The sequence below is a fragment of the Streptomyces sp. NBC_01268 genome, assembly GCF_036240795.1.
Classification (GTDB): domain Bacteria; phylum Actinomycetota; class Actinomycetes; order Streptomycetales; family Streptomycetaceae; genus Streptomyces.
Map to the genome: position 1 here is coordinate 1,610,839 of NZ_CP108454.1, position 20,871 is coordinate 1,631,709.

Below are 20,871 nucleotides of genomic sequence, written 5' to 3' on the forward strand. Positions count from 1 at the left end.
GGCGCGGCCGGGCCGTCGGCCGGTGTGCGGCCCCGCGATCACCGGGACCTGGGCCTGGACCGGGACCGGGACCTGGGCCTGGACCGGGGCCTGGGCCTGGGCCTGGACCCTGGGCCGCTCCCCGGGCTCGGCGTCGCCCGAGGCCCGTGGGCGGTCAGCCCGGCTGGGGGTTGGCTATCGCGCGGGCCAGGACGTCGTCGAGGACGCGGGCGGTGGTCTCCACGTCGTACGTGGAGTTGTCGATGATCGGCAGGCCGGAGCCGTACCAGCCGGCCATCCGGCCGTGGATGGCGGCGACCTCCTCGTCCGAGAGACGCCGGTTGCCGCTGCGCTCGGCGTTGCGCTCCAGGACGATGTCGAGGCCGGGAAGCAGGACGACGGGGAGCAGTCCGGGGCCGACGTGGCGCTTCCAGCCGCCGAGGCCGACGACGGGCCAGTCGGGGAAGACCGCGTCGTCGAGGATGCACGAGATGCCGTTGGCGAGGAAGTTGCGGGCGGCGAAGCCGCAGGTGCGGCGGGCGAGGCGGTACTGGGCCTCGGAGTTCTCGTTCCACCCGGCCTGCGGGTCGGCGAAGCCGGAACAGACCCATTCGCGCACGTCGTCGAGGCTGATGTGGGCGGTCGGGACGTGCCGCCGCCGTGCCCAGTGACGGGCGACGGTGGTCTTTCCGGCTCCGGCCGGGCCGATGAGCAGCACGGCGAGGGTGGCGGCCCCGGTGCCGGTCACCGCCGGCGGCATCGCCACGTGGGCGGTGACGGGGGCGCTCGTCCAGCCGGGCGCGGGCGGCGGGCCCTGCGGCGGTCCGGGCGGCGGCGCCGCCTGCGTCGAGGGGTAGGGGTAGTGCTGCGGCGGGGCGGGCGGGACGGGAGGCGGCGCGCCCTGGGCGGCTCCGGGCGCGTGGGCCTGCGGGCCGTGCGCCCAGGCTGAGGGGTCGGCGGGCTGGTGCGGTGGCGACGGAGCCCCCATTCCGTGCTGCATCCCGGTGCCCACTCCGTCCCGTACGCCTTTTGCTTCCACTGTTGCCGGAACGTTACCGCCCCCGGCTTCCCGAGGGGAAACGGCCGGGGGCGGTACGAGGTGCCCGAGGGGCCTCTCGGGCGGTGTTCAGGCGGTCAGTTCCTCCGCGAGCGCGCGCAGGGCGAGCCGGTAGGAGCCGATCCCGAAGCCGGCGATCGTGCCGGTCGCCACGGCCGCGACGACCGAGGTGTGCCGGAACTCCTCGCGCGTGTACGGGTTGGAGATGTGCACCTCGATGAGCGGCGCGGTGCGCTGGGCGGCCGCGTCGCGCATGCCGTACGAGTAGTGCGTGAACGCGCCGGGGTTGAGCACGACCGGCAGCGAGCCGTCCGCGGCCTCGTGCAGCCAGCGGATCATCTCGCCCTCGTCGTTGGTCTCGCGCACCTCGACGTCGAAGCCCAGCTCCTCGCCGAGGGTCCGGCAGGAGTCGACGAGCCCCTTGTAGGAGGTGGCGCCGTAGATGTCGGGCTCGCGGGAGCCGAGCCGCCCCAGGTTCGGGCCGTTGAGGACGAGGACCCGGCGCGGCTCGCTCACGCGGACACCTCGCCGTAGGCCGCGATCAGGACGGCCGGGTCGGGGCCCTCCAGGACGGTCGGCTTGCCGATGCCGTCGAGGACGATGAAGCGCAGCAGGTCGCCACGGGACTTCTTGTCGACCTTCATGGTCTCCAGCAGCTTGGGCCACTGGTCGCCGCGGTAGGTGAGCGGCAGTCCGACCGACTCCAGGACGGCGCGGTGCCGGTCGGCGGTGGCGTCGTCGAGGCGGCCGGCGAGCCGGCCGAGCTCGGCGGCGAAGACCATGCCGACGGAGACGGCGGCGCCGTGGCGCCACTTGTACCGCTCGTTCTTCTCGATCGCGTGGGCGAGGGTGTGCCCGTAGTTGAGGATCTCGCGGCGGCCGGCCTCCTTGAGGTCACCGGAGACGACCTCGGCCTTGACCTGGATCGACCGCACGATGAGCTCGGCGGTGTGCGGTCCCGCGGGGGTGCGGGCGGCCTCCGGGTCCCCCTCGATGAGGTCGAGGATGACCGGGTCGGCGATGAAGCCGGCCTTGATGATCTCGGCGAGTCCGCTGACGTAGTCGTGCACCGGCAGCGAGTCCAGCGCGGCGAGGTCGCAGAGCACGCCGGCCGGCGGGTGGAAGGCGCCGACGAGGTTCTTGCCCTCGGCGGTGTTGATGCCGGTCTTGCCGCCGACGGCCGCGTCGACCATGGCGAGCACGGTGGTCGGCACGGCGATCCAGCGCACGCCCCGCAGCCAGGTCGCGGCGACGAAGCCGGCCAGGTCCGTGGTGGCGCCGCCGCCGACGCCCACGATGATGTCGCTGCGGGTGAAGCCGGTCTGGCCGAGCGCCTTCCAGCAGTAGGCGGCGACCTCGGCGGTCTTCGCCTCCTCGGCGTTGGGCACCTGGATGGCGACGGCCTCGTAGCCCTGGTCCGCGAGGTCGCCGCGCAGCGCCTCGCCGGTCTCGGCGAGGGCCTCGGGGTGGATCACGGCCACCCGCTTGGCGCCGGGGCCGATGAGGGCGGGGAGCTCGCCGAGCAGCTGACGGCCGACCAGCACCTCGTACGGATCGGTGCCCGCCGAGCCGCCGACCTGGATACGGGTCACTTCCTGGTGCGTCATGTCTCCTTCTTCAGGTCCAGAGCGTCGAGGACCGCGTCCGCGACCTCTTCGGGTGTGCGGTCGTCGGTGGCGACGACGACACTGGCGACTTCGGTGTAGAGGGGGCGGCGGGCGTCCATCAGCTCGCGCCACTGGCGGCGCGGGTTGACGGCGAGCAGCGGTCGCGCGGCGCCGAGCCCGACGCGGCGGACCGCTTCCTCGACGTCCATCGAGAGGTACGCGACGGGCAGCTCGGCCAGCAGGGCGCGGGTGCCCGCGTCGAGCACGGCACCCCCGCCGAGCGCGAGGATGCCCTCGTGCTCGGTGACGGCCGTGCGCACGGCCGCGCGCTCCAGGGCGCGGAAGTGGTCCTCGCCGTCCTCGACGAAGATGTCGGAGATCTCGCGTCCCTCGGTGGCGACGATGTCGGCGTCGGTGTCGCGGTAGGCGGCGCCGAGCCGTTCGGCGAGGAGCGCGCCCACCGTGGACTTGCCGGAGCCCATCGGGCCGACGAGGACGACCAGGGGGCCGCCGGTCACCGGATCTGGAGGTTGTCGAGGTAGGACTGCACGTTGCGGCGGGTCTCGGGGACGCTGTCGCCACCGAACTTCTCCAGCACCGCGTCCGCCAGGACCAGCGCCACCATCGCCTCGGCCACGATCCCCGCCGCCGGCACCGCACACACATCGGACCGCTGGTGATGCGCCGCGGCGACCTCACCGGTCACGACGTCGACCGTGGCCAGCGCCCGCGGCACCGTCGCGATCGGCTTCATCGCCGCACGCACCCGCAACAGCTCACCCGTGCTCAAACCGCCCTCCGTACCACCCGCGCGGCCGGTGGCACGCGTCAGGCCGTCCGGGCCCTGGACGATCTCGTCATGCGCCTGCGAACCAGGGACCCGGGCCAGATCGAAACCGTCACCCACCTCGACACCCTTGATCGCCTGGATGCCCATCAACGCGGCCGCGAGCCGGGCGTCGAGACGCCGGTCCCAGTGCACATGCGAACCGAGACCGACCGGCACACCATAGGCAAGGACCTCGACGACACCACCCAGGGTGTCACCGTCCTTGTGAGCCTGGTCGATCTCCGCAACCATCGCCTTCGACGCATCCGCATCCAGGCAACGCACCGGGTCGGCGTCCAGCCTCTCGACATCGGCCGGCGTCGGGTACACCCCGTACGGGGCCTTCGCCGCCGCGAGCTCGACCACGTGCGAGACGATCTCGATACCCGCCGCCTCCTTCAGGAACGAGCGGGCCACCGCACCGAGGGCGACACGCGCGGCGGTCTCACGGGCGCTCGCACGCTCCAGAACCGGCCGGGCCTCGTCGAAACCGTACTTCTGCATCCCGGCGAGATCCGCGTGACCGGGACGCGGACGGGTCAGCGGCGCGTTGCGGCCCGTCTCCTTCAGCTCCGCCGGGTCGACCGGGTCCGCCGACATCACCGTCTCCCACTTCGGCCACTCCGTGTTGCCGACCATGACCGCCACGGGCGAGCCGAGCGAGAGACCGTGGCGGACACCACCGAGGAAGGTCACCTCGTCCTGCTCGAACTTCATCCGGGCACCCCGCCCGTAACCCAGCCGCCGCCGCGCCAGATGGTCGGCCACCAGCGCCGTGGTGACCGGCACGCCTGCGGGAAGTCCTTCGAGGGTCGCGACCAGCGCGGGTCCGTGGGACTCCCCCGCCGTCAGCCAACGCAGCCTGCTCAACGATGCTCCTCATGCTCGCGCCTGGGCTCTGCTCCGGCGCGACCTGGGTGCGCGGCCCTGGTCCGCCTCCCCTGATCCTCCCACGTCCCGGCGCCTGATCGATCGCCGGTCCACAGGTCGGGACGCTTATCTCACGTGTCGAGTGGGGTTTCGGCCAACTCCCGCGAGGGGCTCCGTCGAGCCCTCCAAGCGTCCCGGACACGGGTCCCGACGCAGTACAGGAGGAACGCTCCCCCGAGCCCGGCGACCGGATACCGGATCCATTCCGGAAGGGCGCCGAACCCGATGCGGATGAGCCCCAGCACCAGGCGCATGAGGTCCACACCCGCGTCCCACCTGGACGCGAGCAGCACGTCTCCCCCCACCGTCTCCCCCGTTCCCGCCGTTCCTGACGGCCTCGCCGTTCCTGACGGCTTCGCTGTTCCTGACGGCTTCGCTGTTCCCGCCGCCCCTGCTGTGCCCGCCTTCCGGGCGGACTCTCCGCCCCCGCGTCAGCGCTCGGAGAGGGCCCGCTCCCCCGCCGCCCGCATCGCGGCCAGCGGCCCCGGGGCCCGCCCGGTCATCTGCTCCACCTGGAGCACCGCCTGGTGGACCAGCAGGTCGAGGCCGCCGACCACCTTGCCGCCGCGCGCCGACCAGGCGGCCGCGATCCGGGTGGGCCACGGGTCGTACAGCACGTCGAATAGGGTGCCGGGAGCGTCGGGGACGGCCGCCGCGAGGGCGTCCGTCGTCCCGGCCGGCGTGGTGGCGACGACCAGCGGGGCCGCGAAGGCCTCGGCGGCGTCCTCCCAGGCGGCGGTGCGCACGTCGACGCCGAGCCGCTCGCCCCAGCCGCGCATCTCCTCCGCGCGCGCCTCGCTGCGTACGTAGGCGGTGACGGGCCCCGAGCAGATCCTGGCCAGCGCGGCCAGCGCCGAGGAGGCGGTGGCGCCCGCGCCGAGGATCGCGGCCGAATCGACCTTCTCGACGGCCCGCTCCCGCAGGGCGGCGACGATGCCGGGGATGTCGGTGTTGTCGCCGACCCGCCGCCCGTCCTCGGTGAAGACGACCGTGTTGACCGCCTCGACCGAGGCCGCCACGTCGGTGACCTCGTCGAGCAGCGGCATGATCGCCCGCTTGAGCGGCATCGTGAGCGAGAGCCCCGCCCACGACGCGTCGAGCTCCGCCACGAACCCGGGGAGCGCGACCTCGTCCACCTCGAAGCGGTCGTACGACCAGTCGTCGAGGCCGAGCTCCCGGTACGCGGCCCGGTGCAGCACCGGGGAGAGCGAGTGGGCGATGGGCGAGCCGAGGACGGCCGCCCGCCGTCGGAAGGTCATCTCAGTTCCCTGCGTTGAACTTCTCGACGAGCCGGTCGTGCTCGGCGAGCGTCTTGGCGAATTCGGTCTTGTTCATGCCGTCCGTGGCGACGAAGTACATCCAGCCGTCCTTCGTCGGGTTGAGGGCGGCGGTCACCGCCTCGACGCCCGGGTTGCCGATCGGTCCCGGCGTGAGGCCCCGGTGCTTGTACGTGTTGTACGGGTCGGGGTTGGTGAGGACTTCCTTCCGGGTGATCTTGATCTTGCTCTGACCCATCAGGTAGTTGTACGACGAGTCGAACTGGAGCAGCTGGAAGGTCTCCTTGTTGTCCGGCTGGAGACGGTTGTAGATGACCTCGGCCATCTTCGTGAAGTCGTCGTGCGTCTTGCCCTCGGCCTGGACCAGGCTCGCGACCGTGAGCAGCTCCCACGGGCCCTTCAGCCCGAGCTGGCGCGACTTCGCCTCCAGGTCCAGCTTTCCGTACTCCTCGTTGGACCGCGCGACCATCTTCCGCAGTACGTCCTCGGGTTTGTTGCCCTTGGCGACCGGGTAGCTGGCCGGGAAGAGGAAGCCCTCCAGGGGGTCCTTGACGTCGGCGTGGTTCTTCGCCCAGTCCGGCAGGCCGAGCGAGCCCGCCTGCTTGAAGGCGGTCTCCTTCGTGGTGCCGGGCTTGAGGTCGAGGCGCTTGTCGATCTCGGCGTAGACCCAGGAGTTGCGGCGGCCCTCGGGGATGACGAAGTTGGCCTTGCTCGACGGGCTGAGCATCAGCGCGACGGCGCTCTCCGCCGACATCCCCTTCTTCATCGTGTAGACGCCGTCCTGGATGGCGACGCCCTTGGGGTTCTTCTGCTGGGCGGAGACGAAGGCGTCGACGCTCTTGACGACGCCCGCCTTCTTGAGGATGTTGCCGATGTCGTAGCCGAGGGCGCCGCGCGGGATCTCGATCTGGACGGATCCGCTGCCCTCGCCCGCGAAGTCGGGCGCCGCACCGAACTGGCCCTGCCAGAACTGGTAGCCGAAGTAGCCGATGCCGCCGACGCCGCCGCCGATGACGAGCGCCACGACCAGGCAGGCCATGCCGTTCTTGGCCTTGCGGCCCTTCTTCTTGCCCTTGCCGCCCCGGCGGTTGCCGCGGCGCCCGGCCGGCTCGTCCTCGTACTCGTCGTCGTACGCCTCGTCGTCGTACGCGTCCGCGTCCGTCGCCGTGTCACCGTCGTCCGCACGGCCACGGTCGCGACGCCCTCGGCGTCCGAGCCGCTCGTCGGCCCGCCCGTCCTGCCGGTCGTCCGGCCGGTCGTCCTCGCCGGTGAAGAACGGGTGGTCCTCCTCCGGCTCCTGCTGCGCCTCCGCCTCCCAGTCGGTCACCGGCTGGGGCGGGACCTGACGCCGGCCCGGGGGCTGCGGCGGCGGGTACGCCTCGGGGGTGCCGTAGAGGTCGGGCTGCTGGCCGCCGTACGGATCGGCGGGAGGGGCGTTGTACGGCATCGCCGCCTGGCCCGTCTCCCAGGTGCCGTCGTACTGCTGTGCGGGATACCCGGGCGTGTCGTACCCGCCCGGGTTCCCGTACTGCTGTTCGCCGTAAGCCTGCGGATAGTAAGGCTGCTGGGGCTGCTGCTGAGGCTGCTGCTGATAGGCGCCGCCGCCACCGTAGGTCTGCCCGTACGGATCCTGCTGCCCCTGGTACGCCTGCTGCTCCGGGTACGCCTGCTGGCCCTGGTGACCGGGATGCCCCTGGTGACCGGGATGGCCCTGGTGCTGCTGGTGCTGCCCGTACTGCTGCTGCGCCTGCTGCGGGTACTGCTGCTGGCCTTCCCACCCCTGGTCCCCGTACAGGGGATCCGTGGGGTGCCACGGTTCGGAGCCCGGGCTCCGGCCATACTCAGTCATCGATCCCCAAACAGCCGCGAGGCTTCCGGACGATCCGCCTCTACGTAGTGCGGCAGCTGTTCGAACACCGCCGCATCGCGCGGAACGTTACCGTATCGCGATCAGATGACCACTTCGACGCCCTCGCCGGGCGGATTACCTGATACCCGTTCGGACTCAAGAGCGTTCTGAAGGATGATCACAGCGGCGGCCTGGTCGATGACGGACCGCCCCTTCTTGGCCTTCACCCCGGAGGCCCGCAGCCCCTGGGTCGCCGTCACCGTGGTCATCCGCTCGTCGACCAGCCGGACCGGCACCGGGGCGATGCCCTTGGCCATCTCCCCGGCGAAGGCCCGGACCTTGGTCGCGGCCGGACCCTCCCGCCCGCTGAGCGAGCGGGGCAGGCCCACGACGACCTCGATCGGCTCGTACTCCTCGACGATCTGGCGCAGCCGCCGGTGGGCGGCCGGGACGTCACGTCCCGGCACGGTCTCCACCGGCGTGGCGAGGACCCCGTCGGGGTCGCACGAGGCGACCCCGATCCGGGCGTCCCCGACGTCGACCGCGATCCGGCGTCCGCGACGCATCGTCACGCGGTCTCCGTCACGAGACGCTCGACGGCCTCGATGGCCTCGCCGACGGCCTGCGGGTTCTGACCGCCGCCCTGGGCGACGTCGGGCTTGCCGCCACCGCCGCCACCGAGGGTCTTGGCCGCGGTGCGGACCAGCTCGCCCGCCTTGAGACCACGCTCACGGGCGGCCTCGTTGGTGGCGATGACCGTCAGCGGCTTGCCGTTGACGGTGGTGAACAGGGCCACGACCACCGGACGGTCCGAGGGGATGCGTCCCCGCACGTCGAGGACCAGCTTGCGCAGGTCGTCGGCGCCGGTGCCGTCCGGGACCTGGCCGGTGACCAGGGCGACGCCGCGGACGTCCTTGGCGGAGTCGACCAGACCGGCGGCGGCCTGCAGGACCTTCTCCGCGCGGAACTTCTCGATCTCCTTCTCGGCGTCCTTCAGCTTGCCGAGCATCGCGGAGACCTTCTCCGGCAGCTCCTCCGGGCGGCCCTTGACCAGCTCCTGGAGCTGGGCGACGACCGTGTGCTCACGGGCGAGGAAGTTGTACGCGTCGACGCCGACGAGGGCCTCGACACGGCGCACGCCGGAACCGATGGACGACTCGCCGAGCAGCTTCACCAGACCCAGCTGGGCGGTGTTGTGCACGTGCGTACCGCCGCACAGTTCCTTGGAGAAGTCGCCGATGGTCACGACGCGGACCTTCTCGCCGTACTTCTCGCCGAACTCGGCGATGGCGCCCTGGCGCTTCGCCTCGTCGATCGGCATGACCTCGGCGTGGACCTCCAGCTCGCGCGAGAGGACCTCGTTGATCTTCTGCTCGACGTCGGTCAGGACCGCGCCGGGCACGGCGTTCGGCGAGCCGAAGTCGAAGCGGAAGCGGCCCGGCGAGTTCTCCGAACCGGCCTGGGCGGCCGTCGGGCCGAGCGCGTCGCGCAGCGCCTGGTGGGTCAGGTGGGTGGCCGAGTGGGCGCGGGCGATGGCCCGGCGGCGCCGGACGTCGATGGCGGCGTAGGCGGTGGCGCCCACGGTCACCTCGCCGACCTGCACCGAACCCTTGTGCACGGAGACGCCGGGGACCGGCTGCTGCACGTCGCGGATCTCGATGACCGCGCCGGAGTGCAGCTTGATGCGGCCCTGGTCGGCGAGCTGGCCGCCGCCCTCGGCGTAGAACGGGGTGCGGTCCAGGACGACCTCGACCTCGTCGCCCTCCGAAGCGGCCGGCGAGGGGACGCCGTTGACCAGCAGGCCGACGACGGTGGTCTCGCCCTCGGTGTTGGTGTAGCCGGTGAACTCGGTGGCGCCGTTGCCGTCGGCGATCTCGCGGTACGCGGTGACGTCGGCGTGGCCGGTCTTCTTGGCCAGGGCGTCGGCCTTGGCGCGGTCCCGCTGCTCCTTCATGAGGCGGCGGAAACCCTCCTCGTCCACGGACAGCCCCTGCTCGGCGGCCATCTCGAGGGTGAGGTCGATCGGGAAGCCCCAGGTGTCGTGGAGCAGGAACGCCTTGTCGCCCGACAGGATCGTGCCGCCGGCGGACTTGGTCTCGGTGACCGCGGTGTCGAGGATGTTCGTGCCGCCCTTGAGGGCCTTGAGGAACGCGGCCTCCTCGGCGAGCGCGACGGTCTCGATGCGCTTGCGGTCGGTGACCAGCTCCGGGTACTGCTCGCCCATCGTGTCGATCACGGTGTCGACGAGCTCCTGCACGACCGGGCCGGTGGCGCCGAGCAGACGCATGTTGCGCACGGCGCGGCGCATGATGCGGCGCAGCACGTAGCCACGGCCCTCGTTGCCGGGGGTGACACCGTCGCCGATGAGCATCACGGAGGTGCGCATGTGGTCGGCGACCACACGCAGCGACACGTCGCTGTCGTGGGCCTTGCCGTAGGCGACGCCGGTCAGCTGGGTGGCCTTGTCGATGACGACCTGGAGGGTGTCGGTCTCGTACATGTTCTGCACGCCCTGCAGGATCATCGCGAGGCGCTCGAGACCGAGACCGGTGTCGATGTTCTTCGACGGCAGCTCGCCGAGGATCGGGAAGTCGTCCTTCCCGGTGCCCTCGCCGCGCTCGTACTGCATGAAGACCAGGTTCCAGATCTCCACGTAGCGCTCGTCGTTGACGGCCGGGCCGCCCTCGACGCCGAACTCCGGACCGCGGTCGTAGTTGATCTCGGAGCAGGGGCCGCAGGGGCCGGGGACGCCCATGGACCAGTAGTTGTCCTTCTTGCCGAGGCGCTGGATGCGCTCGGCCGGGACGCCGACGACGTCGCGCCAGATCTGCTCGGCCTCGTCGTCCTCCTGGTAGACGGTGATCCAGAGCTTCTCCGGCTCCAGCCCGTAGCCGCCGTGCTCGACCGGGGTGGTCAGCAGCTCCCAGGCCAGCTTGATGGCGCCTTCCTTGAAGTAGTCGCCGAAGGAGAAGTTGCCGCACATCTGGAAGAACGTGCCGTGCCGGGTGGTCTTGCCGACCTCCTCGATGTCCGGCGTGCGGACACACTTCTGCACGCTGGAGGCGCGCGAGAAGGGCGGCTTGACCTCACCCAGGAAGTAGGGCTTGAACGGCACCATGCCGGCGGGGACGAGCAGCAGAGTCGGGTCGTCCGCGATGAGCGACGCCGAAGGGACGACGGTGTGCCCGCGCTCCTCGAAGAAGCTCAGCCAGCGGCGGCGGATTTCAGCCGACTCCATCAGTGGTCCTCATTCCGGTTGTACGAAAACGAATACGGGGTGGTCGTGCCGGGGTCCGCGAGCGGTCCGAGCGCGGGCCTGCGGCGCGGCGCGGGGAGCTCGTGGCCGGGGTCCTGGTCCGCCGGGGCGTCCAGGCCGAGTGCCGAGCCGAGCTCGGCCTCGCGCTGCAGCATGCCCGCCCTCACGTCGAGGGCGAAGTCCTTGAGCCGGTGGCCGGTCTCGATCGCCTTGTCCGCAGCCTGGGCGGCGAGGCTCTCGGGGGTCAGCTGCTTGAGCTTGCGGTTGACCTTGGTGGTGGCCCAGACGCCGGCGGCCGCGCCGGCGGTGAACCAGAACGTACGGCGGAACATCGTGCTCAGCCCTTCTGCTTCCGGCGCCTCGCGGACGGCACGGTACGACCGACGATCACAGTACGCGGGTCGGGCGCGGGTGGCGCGTCCTGGCGGCCTCGGCCCAGTGCCCTGCGCACCCCGTAGCCGAAGGCCGCGACCTTGACCAGGGGGCCGCCGAAGGTGGAGGCGACGGTGGTGGACAGCGCCGAGGCGTTGGAGGTGACCTCCTGGACGTCCGAGGCGATCGCGTCGACCCGGTCGAGCTGGGTCTGCGCGGAGCGCACGGTCGCGGAGGCGTCGGCGAGCAGCGGGACGGCCTGTTCGGTCACGTCCGCCACCAGCTTGGTGGTCGCCTTGAGCGTCTGCGCCAGCCTCACCAGCACCACGGCGAGGAAGGAGACCAGGATCGCCCAGAACACGGCCACCAGGATCCCGGCTACCTCTCCACCGGTCACTCCGCACCGCTCTCTGCTGTCGCTCTTGCCATCGGGCCTCCGACGGGCGTCGGACCCTTGTTTACCAGTCCTCCGACCCTATCGCGCCGGAGCTCTTCCGCCGTACCGCATAAGGGCTTGCGGGAGGGGAGTTGCACCGGTCCGATTGTACGGAGCGCGCGCGGGTGAGTACGCTCCGTGTCCCATGCGACGGAGCAATCTCCCTGCGGAGCTCAACCGGTTCGTGGGCCGGGCCGCGGAACAGGACGAACTGGCCCGCCTCATCGAGGAGTTCCGCCTGGTCACGGTCGTCGGCGTGGGCGGGGTCGGCAAGACTCGGCTGGTCCTGCGCACCGCGGCGGCCGTGCAGAAACGCTACGCCGACGGCGTCCGGCTCGCGGAGCTCTCCGCCCTGCGCGATCCGGAGCTGGTGGCCCACGCCCTGGTCGAGTCCCTCGGTCTGACCGACCACACCCTGCGCGGCCCGCGGGAGGTGCTGACCGAGCATCTGGCGGAGCTGCGGCTGCTGCTCGTCGTCGACGGCTTCGAGCACCTGGTGGAGGAGTGCGCGGGGCTGCTGCGGGAGTTGCTGCGCGGCTGCCCCGGGCTCACGGTCCTGGCGGTGGGGCGCCGGCCGCTGCGGGTGGACGGCGAGGCCGTGCTGGCGCTCGCGCCGATGGACGAGGCCGACGCGGTGGCGCTGCTCACCGAGCGGGCGGCGGAGTCGGCGGGGCGGCACGCGCTGGGTGCGCCCGGGCCGGTGCGGGAGCTGTGCCGGCGCCTGGACGGGATCCCGCTCGCGCTGGAACTGGCGGCCGGGCGCCTGCCGCTGCTCTCGGTGGAGCAGGTGCTGCAGCGGCTCGACGACCGGTTCCGGCTGCTCGACGGCGGTCGGCGCGGGGCGCTGCCACGGCACCGGACGCTGCGCACGGCGATCGGCTGGAGCCATGAGCTGTGCACCCCGGAGGAGCGGCTGCTCTGGGCGCGCCTCTCGGTGTTCTCGGGCCCGTTCGACCTGGAGGCGGTGGAGTACGTCTGCTCGGGGCCCGAGTTGCCGGTGGAGCGGGTGCTCGACGTGCTCGGCGGGCTGCTGTCGCAGTCGCTGGTGGCGCGGGAGGAGTCGGCGGCGGGGCCGCGCTTCCGGATGCTGGACACGGTCGCGGCGTACGGGGCGGAGTGGCTGGCGGCGCTCGACGACACGGAGCGGATGCGCCGTCGGCACCGTGACTGGTACATGGGGCTCGCGACCTGGTGCGAGCTGGAGTGGTTCAGTCCCCGGCAGGCGGAGGTGGCGGCGGCCACGGACGTGGCGCTGCCGAACCTGCGGGCGGCGCTGGAGCTGTGCCTGGAGTCGGCCGAGGACGTCGCGCTCGCCCAGCACCTGGCGGGCACGCTCTGGTTCTACTGGGCGGGGTGCGGGCGCCTGTCGGAGGGGCGGCACTGGCTCGACCGGGCGCTGGGCGCGGGCCCGGCGGGCGCGGAGCACGAGGACGCGCGGCTGAAGGCGTTGTGGGTGCTGGGGTACGTGGCGATCCTGCAGGGGGATCCGACGGCGGCGGTGGCGGCGCTGCACGAGTGTGGTGAGCGGGCCCGCGCCACGGGCAACGCGCTGGCGGAGGCGTACGCGACGCACCGGATGGGGTGTCTGGCGCTGTTGTCGGACGACATGCCGCGGGCCGAGGAGCTGATCGGGCGGGCCCTGGAGGCGTACCGGGAGCAGGGCGAGTTGAACAGCAACGTGCTGATGGGCCAGGTCGAGCTGGCGATGGCGCGGGCGTTCCAGGGGGATCTGGAGGGCGCGGTCGCGCTGTGCGCGGAGGTCCGGGAGATCTGCGAGGAGCGGGGCGAGCGGTGGACGCGGGCGTACGCGCTCTACGTGCTGGGGTACGCGGCGCTGACGGAGGGGGATCCGGCGCGGGCGCGGGAGCTGCTCGCCGAGTGCGTCACCATCGACCACGCCTTCCACGACCTGGTGGGTCTGGTGCTGGCGATCGAGCTGCTCGCGCTGGTGCGGGCGGCCGAGGGGGACGTGCGGGAGGCGGCGGTGCTCCAGGGTGCGGCGACGCCGATGTGGGACTCGGTGGGGCTGCCGTTGTTCGGCTCGGGCCATTTCAACGGTCCGCGGGCCCTGTGCGAGCGGCAGGCGGGCGAGGCGCTGGGCGGAGAGGGCTACGGGGCCGCGTTCCGGGAGGGGCAGGCGCTGTCGCTGGAAGAGGCGGTGGACCGGGCGCTCGCCGAGCGTCGGGATCCGGCCATGATCGGCAGCCCGGGCGGGGCGGCGGCGCCGCGGCCGTTCCGCACCGCGCGGACACCGGCCCCGGACACGCGGAAGCCCCCCGGACACGCGGAAGCCCGCCGGCTCCCCCATCGGTAAGGGTGGGGAAGCGGCGGGCTGAACACCGCGGGGGTGGTACTACGCCGTTGCCGAAATCAGCGGGCGTAGTACTCGACGACCAGCTGCTCGTCGCAGATGACCGGGATTTCCTTGCGGTTCGGGTCGCGGTCGAGGCGGAAGGCCAGGGCCTTCAGGTTGACCTGCAGGTAGCGCGGGGTCTCACCGTCGGCGGCGAAGCCACCCTCACGGGCGACCTCGAACAGCGGCTTGGTGCGGCTGCGCTCGCGGACCATCACGACGTCGTCGGGACGGACGCGGAACGACGGCTTGTCGACCTTGGTGCCGTTGACCTGGATGTGGCCGTGGACGACCATCTGACGGGCCTGGTAGATGGTGCGGGCGATGCCCGAACGCAGGACCAGGGCGTCGAGGCGACGCTCGAGCTCGACGACCAGCGCCTCGCCCGTCTTGCCCTCGGCCTTCTTCGCGCGGTCGTACGCGCGGGCCATCTGGCGCTCGCTGATGTCGTACTGGGCGCGCAGACGCTGCTTCTCGAGCAGACGGACCTTGTAGTCCGAGTTCTGCTTGCGGCCACGGCCGTGCTCGCCCGGCGGGTAGGGGCGGGCCTCGAAGTACTTGACGGCCTTCGGCGTCAGCGCAATGCCGAGCGCACGGGACTTCTTGACCTTGGGACGCGACTGGTTAGGCACGTTCTCCAGACCTCCGTTGTAGGTTAGGTTAGGCTCACCTTACTCAAGGAGATCGCATGTCTCGCCCGGGGAACACCACACGCATCACGGACGGCAGCACAAAGACCGATGCTCTTTCCTCCACGGAAGCCGTGGAAGGCATCGATACGACGGAGGTCCGATCAGCTCATGGTCAGCCGCGTCCAAACGGGCTTGATCTCGCACGGATGCCGTCAGCAGCCGAGCGCACACGAACTCTCGTACAGAGTACATGCTCCGCGGTGCTGCTGATTCCGGGGGCCGGCGGGCACCGCCCGGAGCAGCTCTCCCCCGAGGCGCGCGCCGTCGGACCCGACGGCGAGGTCTTCCTGCTCTACCCCGCGGACGCGGCACCGGTACGGGCCGCCACCCACGCCCAGGACGACGAGCTGCCGGTCGTGCTGGAGCTCACGGACGTCGCCCCCGTCTCCGTCCCCCACCGTATCCGGGGCCGGGCCTGGATCTCCGGCTGGCTGACCTGCGTGCCCGGGATCGCCGAGCCCGGCCGGATGATGCTCCGCCTGGAGGTCGGCGCGGCCAACGTGGACGACCTGTGGGGCTGCGGCGAGGTCGACCCCGAGGAGTTCGCGGCGGCCGGACCCGATCCGCTGCGGATCCACGAGACCGAGCTCCTCCAGCACCTGCACACCGCCCACGGCGACCGCCTGCGCGAGCTGACCTCACTGCTCGGCACGCACGCGGCCGGCCTGGTCCCCACCCGTGACGTGGCCCCGCTCGCCCTCGACCGCTTCGGGATGCGGGTCCGCTTCAGCGCCGGCCCCGAGGCCTGCTTCGACGCGCGCTTCGACTTCCCGCAGCCGGTACGGGACGTCTCCGGGCTGCGCCGCGAGATGCACCGGCTCTTCGAGGCCGCCCACTCCTGACACGCCGCACCGGAGCCACGGACAGGTGGCCGGCGGCTCCTCCGGCGCCCGTTTCTCTGGCGCACGCTTCTCCGGCGCACGCTTCTCCGGCGCACGCTTCTCCGGCGCCCGCTTCTCCGGCGCCCGCTTCTCCGGCGGGGACGCCGTCAGGCCGTACCTGGCCTGGATGCCGGTCGACCGCCGGCCGTACGCGCACCAGAGCCGCTCAGCCGCCCTCGCCCTTCAGGCGCTCGCGCACCTTCTCCACCACGTCCGCGTAGCGCGCCTCCGCCCCGTAGCGGGTCGGCTCGTAGTAGCGCTTGCCGTGGACCGGGTCCGGGGCGTACTGCTGCGAGGCGATGGCGCCGGGGACGTCGTGCGGGTAGACGTACCCCTGGGCATGGCCCAGCTTGGCGGCGCCCTTGTAGTGGCCGTCGCGCAGGTGGGGCGGGACCGGGCCCGCGAGGCCGTTGCGGACGTCGGCCTGCGCCGCGAAGATCGCGTTCGTCGCCGCGTTCGACTTCGGGGCGAGGGCCAGGGCGATGGTGGCGTGGCTCAGGGTCAGCGCCGCCTCCGGGAAGCCGATCATCGCGACGGCCTGGGCGGCCGCCACGGCGAGCGGCAGCGCGTTCGGATCGGCGAGGCCGATGTCCTCGCTCGCCGAGATCATCAGCCGCCGGGCGATGAACCGCGGGTCCTCCCCCGCCTCGATCATCCGGGCCAGGTAGTGCAGCGCCGCGTCCACGTCCGAGCCGCGGATCGACTTGATGAGGGCGCTGGCCACGTCGTAGTGCTGGTCGCCGTCCCGGTCGTACTTCACGGCGGCCCGGTCGACGGTCTCCTCGACCGTCTCCAGCGTGATCTCCGCCTCCTGCTTGGCGAGGGCGGCGCCCGCCGCCGCCTCCAGGGCGGTCAGGGCCCGGCGCGCGTCGCCGCCGGCGATCCGCAGCAGATGGGCCTCGGCGTCCTCGGCCAGGGTGACGGCCCCGCCGAGTCCGCGCTCCTCCTCCAGGGCGCGGCGCATCAGTCCGCTCAGGTCCTCGTCCGTGAGCGGCTCCAGGGTGAGCAGCAGCGAGCGGGAGAGCAGCGGGGAGATCACCGAGAAGTACGGGTTCTCGGTGGTGGCGGCGATCAGGGTCACCCAGCGGTTCTCGACGGCGGGCAGCAGGGAGTCCTGCTGGGCCTTGGAGAAGCGGTGGATCTCGTCGAGGAAGAGGACGGTCTCCTTGCCGTACCCCCCGACCGCGCGGCGGGCGCCGTCGATGACCGCGCGGACCTCCTTGACGCCGGCGGTGATCGCGGAGAGCTCCACGAACCGCTTGTTCGTCGCCTTCGAGACCACGTACGCCAGGGTGGTCTTGCCGATGCCCGGCGGGCCCCAGAGGATCACCGAGGAGGCGCCGGCGGGGCCGCCGCCGTCACCGACCAGGCGGCGCAGGGGCGAGCCCGGCTTGAGCAGATGGCGCTGGCCCACCACCTCGTCGAGGGTGCGCGGGCGCATCCGGACGGCCAGCGGACTGCTGGCCGGGTCCTTCTCCTGACGCTCTTCGGCGGCTGCGGTAAACAGGTCGGGCTCCACGGTCATGAAGCCTAGGTCACCGCACGGACAGCGCGGGTCGCCGTCAGCTGGTCCAGAAGTCCCACCAGCGGGTCAGGACCAGCATGCCGATGATCCCGATGTGCAGCACCGGCAGCACCCAGGTGAACTCGTCGAAGAAGGTGCGCACGCCGCCGGGGGCGCGGATCACGCCCTGGCGCACGTTGTGCGAGGTGGTGTACCAGAACATGACGATGGTGGCGACCCAGGCCAGGCAGCACCACAGGCAGAGCGAGTTGATCTCGTACAGCGACTGGTACATGAGCCAGGTGCAGAAGCCGACGCCGAAGAGCGCGCCCGCGTTGAGGCCGAGCCAGTACCAGCGCCGGTAGCGGGCGCCGGCCAGCAGGCCCACGCCGATCGCGACGACCATGCCGTACGTGACGAGGCCGAGCATCGGGTTGGGGAAGCCGAAGACCGAGGCCTGCTCGCTCTTCATGATGTTGCCGCAGGAGACGATCGGGTTGAGGCTGCACCCCGGGGTGAAGTTCGGGTCCTCGAGGAGCTTGAACTTGTCGATCGTGATGACCCACGCGGCGAGCAGCCCGGCGGCACCGGTGATCACCAGGAGCCAGGCGAAGGCGCGGCTGGCGCCGATGGTGCGGGGTTCCTCCCGCACGGCGGTCTCGTTCGCGGCCGCTGCTTTCGTCATGTCGCTCTACTCGCTCTTCTCGCGCGCTGGGCTCGTTCGGCTGACCGGGGCACGGTCATTGTGCCGCACAGGGTGTCACGGGCCGCGTTCGCGGCCGGTAAGCGGGCCGGAAGCGCGGGAGGGCCCGGCCGCGTGACGCGGACCGGGCCCTCCCTCCGTACGGTGTGCGGTCAGGCCAGCTTGGCCTTCACCGCGTCGACCAGTCCGTCGAGGGCGACCGGCTGCTGCTCGCCGGACTCCATGTCCTTGAGCTGGACGACGCCCTCGGCGAGGTCCCGCTCGCCGGCGACGACCGCGAGGCGGGCGCCGGAACGGTTGGCGTCCTTCATGGAGCCCTTGAGGCCCTTGCCGCCGAAGGAGAAGTCGGCCGCGATCCCGGCCTTCCGCAGTTCGGTGATCTTGCCGAAGAGCACCCGACGGGCCTCCTCGCCGAGGGCCACCGCGAAGACGCTGGTCGCGGCCGGGAGGTCGAGCTCCACGCCCTCGGCCTCCAGCGCGAGGACGGTGCGGTCCACGCCGAGCGCCCAGCCCACGGAGGGCAGCGCCGGGCCGCCGATCATCTCGGAGAGGCCGTCGTAGCGCCCGCCGCCGCCGACCGCCGACTGCGAGCCGAGACCGTCGTGCACGAACTCGAAGGTGGTGCGGGTGTAGTAGTCCAGGCCGCGCACCAGCTTGGCGTCGTCCTCGAAGACCACGCCCGCCGCGGTGATCAGCGCGCGCACCTCCTCGTGGTACGCCTTGCACGCGTCGCACAGGTAGTCGCGCAGCAGCGGGGCGTCGGCCAGCTGCTTCTGCACCGCCTCCCGCTTGTCGTCGAGGACGCGCAGCGGGTTGATCTCGGCGCGGCGCAGGGTCTCCTCGTCCAGGTCGAGGCCGCGCAGGAAGCCCTGCAGCGCCTCGCGGTAGACGGGGCGGCACTCCTGGTCGCCGAGCGAGTTCAGCAGGATGCGGAAGTCGCGCAGGCCGAGCGAGCGGTAGGCCTGGTCGGCCAGGATGATCAGCTCGGCGTCGAGCGCCGGGTCCTCGGCGCCGATCGCCTCGGCGCCGACCTGGGAGAAGTGGCGGTAGCGGCCCTTCTGCGGGCGCTCGTAGCGGTAGTACGAGCCCGAGTACCAGAGCTTGACCGGCAGGTTGCCCTGCTTGTGCAGGCTGGCCTCCAGGGCCGCGCGCAGCACGGAGGCGGTGCCTTCGGGGCGCAGGGCCAGCTTGTCGCCGCCCTTGGTCTCGAAGGCGTACATCTCCTTGGTGACGATGTCGGTGGACTCGCCGACGCCGCGGGCGAAGAGGTTGACGTCCTCGAAGCCGGGGGTCTCGACGTAGCCGTAGCCGGCCGTGCGCAGGGGGCCGGAGATGGCCTCGCGGACCGCGAGGTACTTCGCCGAGTACGGCGGAATCAGGTCGTACGTGCCCTTGGGGGCCTTGAAGGTGCTCACGTGGATCTCGTCACATTCCTCGTCGGGGAGCCTGGGAACTCCCGAGGCCGTCGGCCACCTGCCGCAGATAGGGGTTGGTGGCGCGCTCCTGGCCGATGGTCGTCTGGGGACCGTGTCCCGACAGGACCACGGTCGAGTTGTCGAGCGGCAGGCACACGCGGGCCAGCGATCCGAGCATCTCGTCCATGTCACCGCCGGGCAGGTCGGTGCGTCCGATGGAGCCGGCGAACAGCAGGTCCCCGGAGAAGAACACGGAGGGGATCTCCGTGGTCTCGGGGGTCCGGAAGGTCACCGACCCCTTGGTATGACCGGGCGCGTGGGCGACGGAGAGCTCGAGTCCGGCCAGCTGGAGCCGGGCGCCGTCGGTGAGCTCGCGCACGTCGTCGGGCTCGCCCACGGTCAGTTCGCCCATGAGGGGCATCCCGATGGAGCGGCCGAGGGCCTTCTCCGGGTCGCTCATCATGTACCGGTCGGAGGGGTGGATCCACGCGGGTACGTCATGGGCGCCGCAGACCGGGACGACGGAGGCGACGTGGTCGATGTGGCCATGGGTGAGGACCACGGCGACGGGCTTGAGCCGATGCTTCTTGAGCGTCTCCTCGACTCCCTGGGCGGCCTGGTGGCCCGGGTCGATGATGACGCACTCCTCGCCTGCGGCGGGGGCGACCACGTAACAGTTGGTGCCCCAGGCCCCGGCGGGGAACCCGGCAATCAGCACGATCGTCCTCATTTGTCGTCCGGCAGATGGCTGCGGCGAAACGGAATGCAGCGGGTCAGAGCCTACCGGCGCTGCGTATTCCACAGCCAACCCGTATACGGTACGGGCACATCCGGCCAGGACTGAACAGACGATCGACAAGGAGCGGACCCGGTGGTCACCAGCGATCAGCGGCGGCGGCAGCTCGCCAGGGACAAGTACCAGCGTCAGCAGCAGCGACGCGCCGACGCCCGGCGCAGGTCGCGCCGGATCAGCGTCATCGCCGCCTCGCTCGCGGTCGTGCTCGCCGCGGGCGGCGCGGTGTACCTCTCGGTGGCGCTGTCCGGCGACGACAAGAAGTCGGACAACGCGGCGACCGAGCCGACGAACACGCCGAGCCCGGAGCAGAGCACGTCCTCGCAGCCCGAGCCGGCGATGTCCGTCGACAAGAAGGCCTCGTACACGATGGCCCTGAAGACCAACCAGGGCGACATCACGATCACGATGGACGCGGCCAAGGCCCCGCACACCGTGAACTCCTTCAAGCACCTCGCGGACAAGAAGTACTTCGACGGCACCAAGTGCCACCGCCTCACCACCTCGGGCATCTTCGTGCTCCAGTGCGGCGACCCGAAGGGCGACGGCACGGGCGGCCCGGGCTACGTCATCCCGGACGAGAACCTGACCGGGCTCGGCAAGGCGGGCGCGGACGGCTCCGTCACGTACCCCAAGGGCACGGTGGCGATGGCCAACGCGGGCGCGAACACCGGCGGCAGCCAGTTCTTCCTCGTGTACAAGGACACCAAGCTGCCCCCGAACTACACCCCGTTCGGCACCTTCGACGCGGCCGGCCTCAAGGTCGTCGAGGACGTGGCGAAGGCCGGCGTCCAGGGCGGCGCGGGCGACGGTGCGCCGCAGAAGGGCGTCACCATCGAGAAGGCCGTCGTCGGCAAGAAGTGACGCGACGGCGGCCCGGCGGCCGCACCCGCGCGTGACCGTTGAATTTCGGTCGTGCTGAGTGCGGACAGCCGGGC

At 71.7% G+C, this 20,871-nt stretch carries 19 protein-coding genes and 1 pseudogene; 4 read left to right on the forward strand and 16 right to left on the reverse strand.

What is annotated here, in order from left to right:
* Positions 1-154: 154 nt before the first annotated feature.
* From OG309_RS06845 to OG309_RS06895, 11 genes are all read right to left on the reverse strand, one after another.
* Complete coding sequence (locus tag OG309_RS06845; RefSeq protein WP_329418974.1) at positions 155-979, reverse strand: AAA family ATPase; 825 nt, start codon at positions 977-979, stop codon at positions 155-157.
* A 126-nt stretch (positions 980-1,105) separates the two neighbouring features.
* Positions 1,106-1,552 carry a type II 3-dehydroquinate dehydratase gene (aroQ, locus tag OG309_RS06850; RefSeq protein WP_046907476.1) on the reverse strand — a complete coding sequence of 149 codons (447 nt, stop codon included), beginning with the start codon at positions 1,550-1,552 and terminating at the stop codon, positions 1,106-1,108.
* Positions 1,549-2,643, reverse strand: coding sequence for a 3-dehydroquinate synthase (gene aroB / locus OG309_RS06855; RefSeq protein WP_329418976.1), 1,095 nt, complete (start codon positions 2,641-2,643; stop codon positions 1,549-1,551). The genes aroQ and aroB overlap by 4 nt, the downstream gene beginning before the upstream one ends.
* Positions 2,640-3,161, reverse strand: coding sequence for a shikimate kinase (locus OG309_RS06860; protein WP_329418977.1), 522 nt, complete (start codon positions 3,159-3,161; stop codon positions 2,640-2,642). The genes aroB and OG309_RS06860 overlap by 4 nt, the downstream gene beginning before the upstream one ends.
* The gene (gene aroC, locus OG309_RS06865; RefSeq protein WP_329418979.1) at positions 3,158-4,342 is read right to left on the reverse strand and encodes a chorismate synthase; all 1,185 of its coding nucleotides are present in this window, start codon (positions 4,340-4,342) and stop codon (positions 3,158-3,160) included. The genes OG309_RS06860 and aroC overlap by 4 nt, the downstream gene beginning before the upstream one ends.
* Before the next feature lie 491 nt (positions 4,343-4,833).
* Positions 4,834-5,661, reverse strand: coding sequence for a shikimate dehydrogenase (locus tag OG309_RS06870; protein WP_329418981.1), 828 nt, complete (start codon positions 5,659-5,661; stop codon positions 4,834-4,836).
* A 1-nt stretch (position 5,662) separates the two neighbouring features.
* Positions 5,663-7,528 (reverse strand): endolytic transglycosylase MltG, encoded by a 1,866-nt coding sequence (gene mltG, locus OG309_RS06875; RefSeq protein WP_329418983.1) that lies wholly within the window; start codon positions 7,526-7,528, stop codon positions 5,663-5,665.
* A 101-nt stretch (positions 7,529-7,629) separates the two neighbouring features.
* Positions 7,630-8,094, reverse strand: coding sequence for a Holliday junction resolvase RuvX (gene ruvX, locus OG309_RS06880; protein ID WP_030316278.1), 465 nt, complete (start codon positions 8,092-8,094; stop codon positions 7,630-7,632).
* A gap of 2 nt (positions 8,095-8,096) precedes the next feature.
* Entirely contained in the window at positions 8,097-10,766 is a 2,670-nt protein-coding gene (gene alaS, locus OG309_RS06885; RefSeq protein WP_329418984.1) for an alanine--tRNA ligase, read from the reverse strand.
* A complete protein-coding gene (locus OG309_RS06890; protein ID WP_329418986.1) occupies positions 10,766-11,116 on the reverse strand; it encodes a hypothetical protein in 351 nt (116 codons plus the stop codon). The genes alaS and OG309_RS06890 overlap by 1 nt, the downstream gene beginning before the upstream one ends.
* Positions 11,117-11,121: 5 nt before the next feature.
* Positions 11,122-11,553, reverse strand: a complete 432-nt coding sequence (locus OG309_RS06895) for a DUF948 domain-containing protein (RefSeq protein ID WP_329418988.1) — start codon at positions 11,551-11,553, stop codon at positions 11,122-11,124.
* Between the two features lie 184 nt (positions 11,554-11,737).
* On the opposite strand from OG309_RS06895, the gene OG309_RS06900 reads away from it, so the two are divergent.
* Positions 11,738-13,906 carry an ATP-binding protein gene (locus OG309_RS06900; RefSeq protein WP_329418990.1) on the forward strand — a complete coding sequence of 723 codons (2,169 nt, stop codon included), beginning with the start codon at positions 11,738-11,740 and terminating at the stop codon, positions 13,904-13,906.
* Positions 13,907-13,962: 56 nt separating this feature from the next.
* Here the strand turns inward: OG309_RS06900 and rpsD are convergent, their stop codons facing one another.
* Positions 13,963-14,577: a 30S ribosomal protein S4 gene (gene rpsD, locus OG309_RS06905; RefSeq protein ID WP_046907488.1), complete on the reverse strand. Its 615-nt coding sequence runs from the start codon at positions 14,575-14,577 to the stop codon at positions 13,963-13,965.
* A gap of 206 nt (positions 14,578-14,783) precedes the next feature.
* On the opposite strand from rpsD, the gene OG309_RS06910 reads away from it, so the two are divergent.
* Positions 14,784-15,479 (forward strand): DUF2470 domain-containing protein, encoded by a 696-nt coding sequence (locus tag OG309_RS06910; protein WP_329428188.1) that lies wholly within the window; start codon positions 14,784-14,786, stop codon positions 15,477-15,479.
* A 25-nt stretch (positions 15,480-15,504) separates the two neighbouring features.
* Positions 15,505-15,603: pseudogene (locus tag OG309_RS38130) on the forward strand (pentapeptide repeat-containing protein); the annotation flags it as partial.
* 81 nt (positions 15,604-15,684) lie between these two features.
* On the opposite strand, the gene OG309_RS06915 reads toward OG309_RS38130, so the two are convergent.
* The 4 genes from OG309_RS06915 to OG309_RS06930 all read right to left on the reverse strand — a co-directional run bounded on the left by OG309_RS06915 (position 15,685) and on the right by OG309_RS06930 (position 19,858).
* A complete protein-coding gene (locus tag OG309_RS06915; RefSeq protein WP_329428189.1) occupies positions 15,685-17,037 on the reverse strand; it encodes a replication-associated recombination protein A in 1,353 nt (450 codons plus the stop codon).
* Between the two features lie 43 nt (positions 17,038-17,080).
* On the reverse strand, positions 17,081-17,707 hold the full coding sequence (locus OG309_RS06920; protein ID WP_329418991.1) for a vitamin K epoxide reductase family protein: 627 nt from the start codon (positions 17,705-17,707) through the stop codon (positions 17,081-17,083).
* Between the two features lie 170 nt (positions 17,708-17,877).
* Complete coding sequence (hisS, locus tag OG309_RS06925; RefSeq protein WP_329418992.1) at positions 17,878-19,140, reverse strand: histidine--tRNA ligase; 1,263 nt, start codon at positions 19,138-19,140, stop codon at positions 17,878-17,880.
* Positions 19,141-19,150: 10 nt separating this feature from the next.
* Positions 19,151-19,858, reverse strand: a complete 708-nt coding sequence (locus OG309_RS06930) for an MBL fold metallo-hydrolase (protein WP_329418994.1) — start codon at positions 19,856-19,858, stop codon at positions 19,151-19,153.
* Between the two features lie 153 nt (positions 19,859-20,011).
* Between OG309_RS06930 and OG309_RS06935 the strand changes: the two genes are divergently transcribed.
* Complete coding sequence (locus OG309_RS06935; RefSeq protein ID WP_329418996.1) at positions 20,012-20,797, forward strand: peptidylprolyl isomerase; 786 nt, start codon at positions 20,012-20,014, stop codon at positions 20,795-20,797.
* The last annotated feature ends 74 nt before the right edge of the window (positions 20,798-20,871 follow it).

Coding starts and splice junctions, on each gene's coding strand:
- OG309_RS06845 (WP_329418974.1), bottom strand. CDS start 979: ATGCAGCACGGAATGGGGGCTCCGTCGCCACCGCACCAGCCCGCCGAC.
- aroB (WP_329418976.1), bottom strand. CDS start 2,643: ATGACGCACCAGGAAGTGACCCGTATCCAGGTCGGCGGCTCGGCGGGC.
- OG309_RS06870 (WP_329418981.1), bottom strand. CDS start 5,661: ATGACCTTCCGACGGCGGGCGGCCGTCCTCGGCTCGCCCATCGCCCAC.
- mltG (WP_329418983.1), bottom strand. CDS start 7,528: ATGACTGAGTATGGCCGGAGCCCGGGCTCCGAACCGTGGCACCCCACG.
- ruvX (WP_030316278.1), bottom strand. CDS start 8,094: ATGCGTCGCGGACGCCGGATCGCGGTCGACGTCGGGGACGCCCGGATC.
- alaS (WP_329418984.1), bottom strand. CDS start 10,766: ATGGAGTCGGCTGAAATCCGCCGCCGCTGGCTGAGCTTCTTCGAGGAG.
- OG309_RS06890 (WP_329418986.1), bottom strand. CDS start 11,116: ATGTTCCGCCGTACGTTCTGGTTCACCGCCGGCGCGGCCGCCGGCGTC.
- OG309_RS06900 (WP_329418990.1), top strand. CDS start 11,738: ATGCGACGGAGCAATCTCCCTGCGGAGCTCAACCGGTTCGTGGGCCGG.
- OG309_RS06910 (WP_329428188.1), top strand. CDS start 14,784: ATGCCGTCAGCAGCCGAGCGCACACGAACTCTCGTACAGAGTACATGC.
- OG309_RS06920 (WP_329418991.1), bottom strand. CDS start 17,707: ATGACGAAAGCAGCGGCCGCGAACGAGACCGCCGTGCGGGAGGAACCC.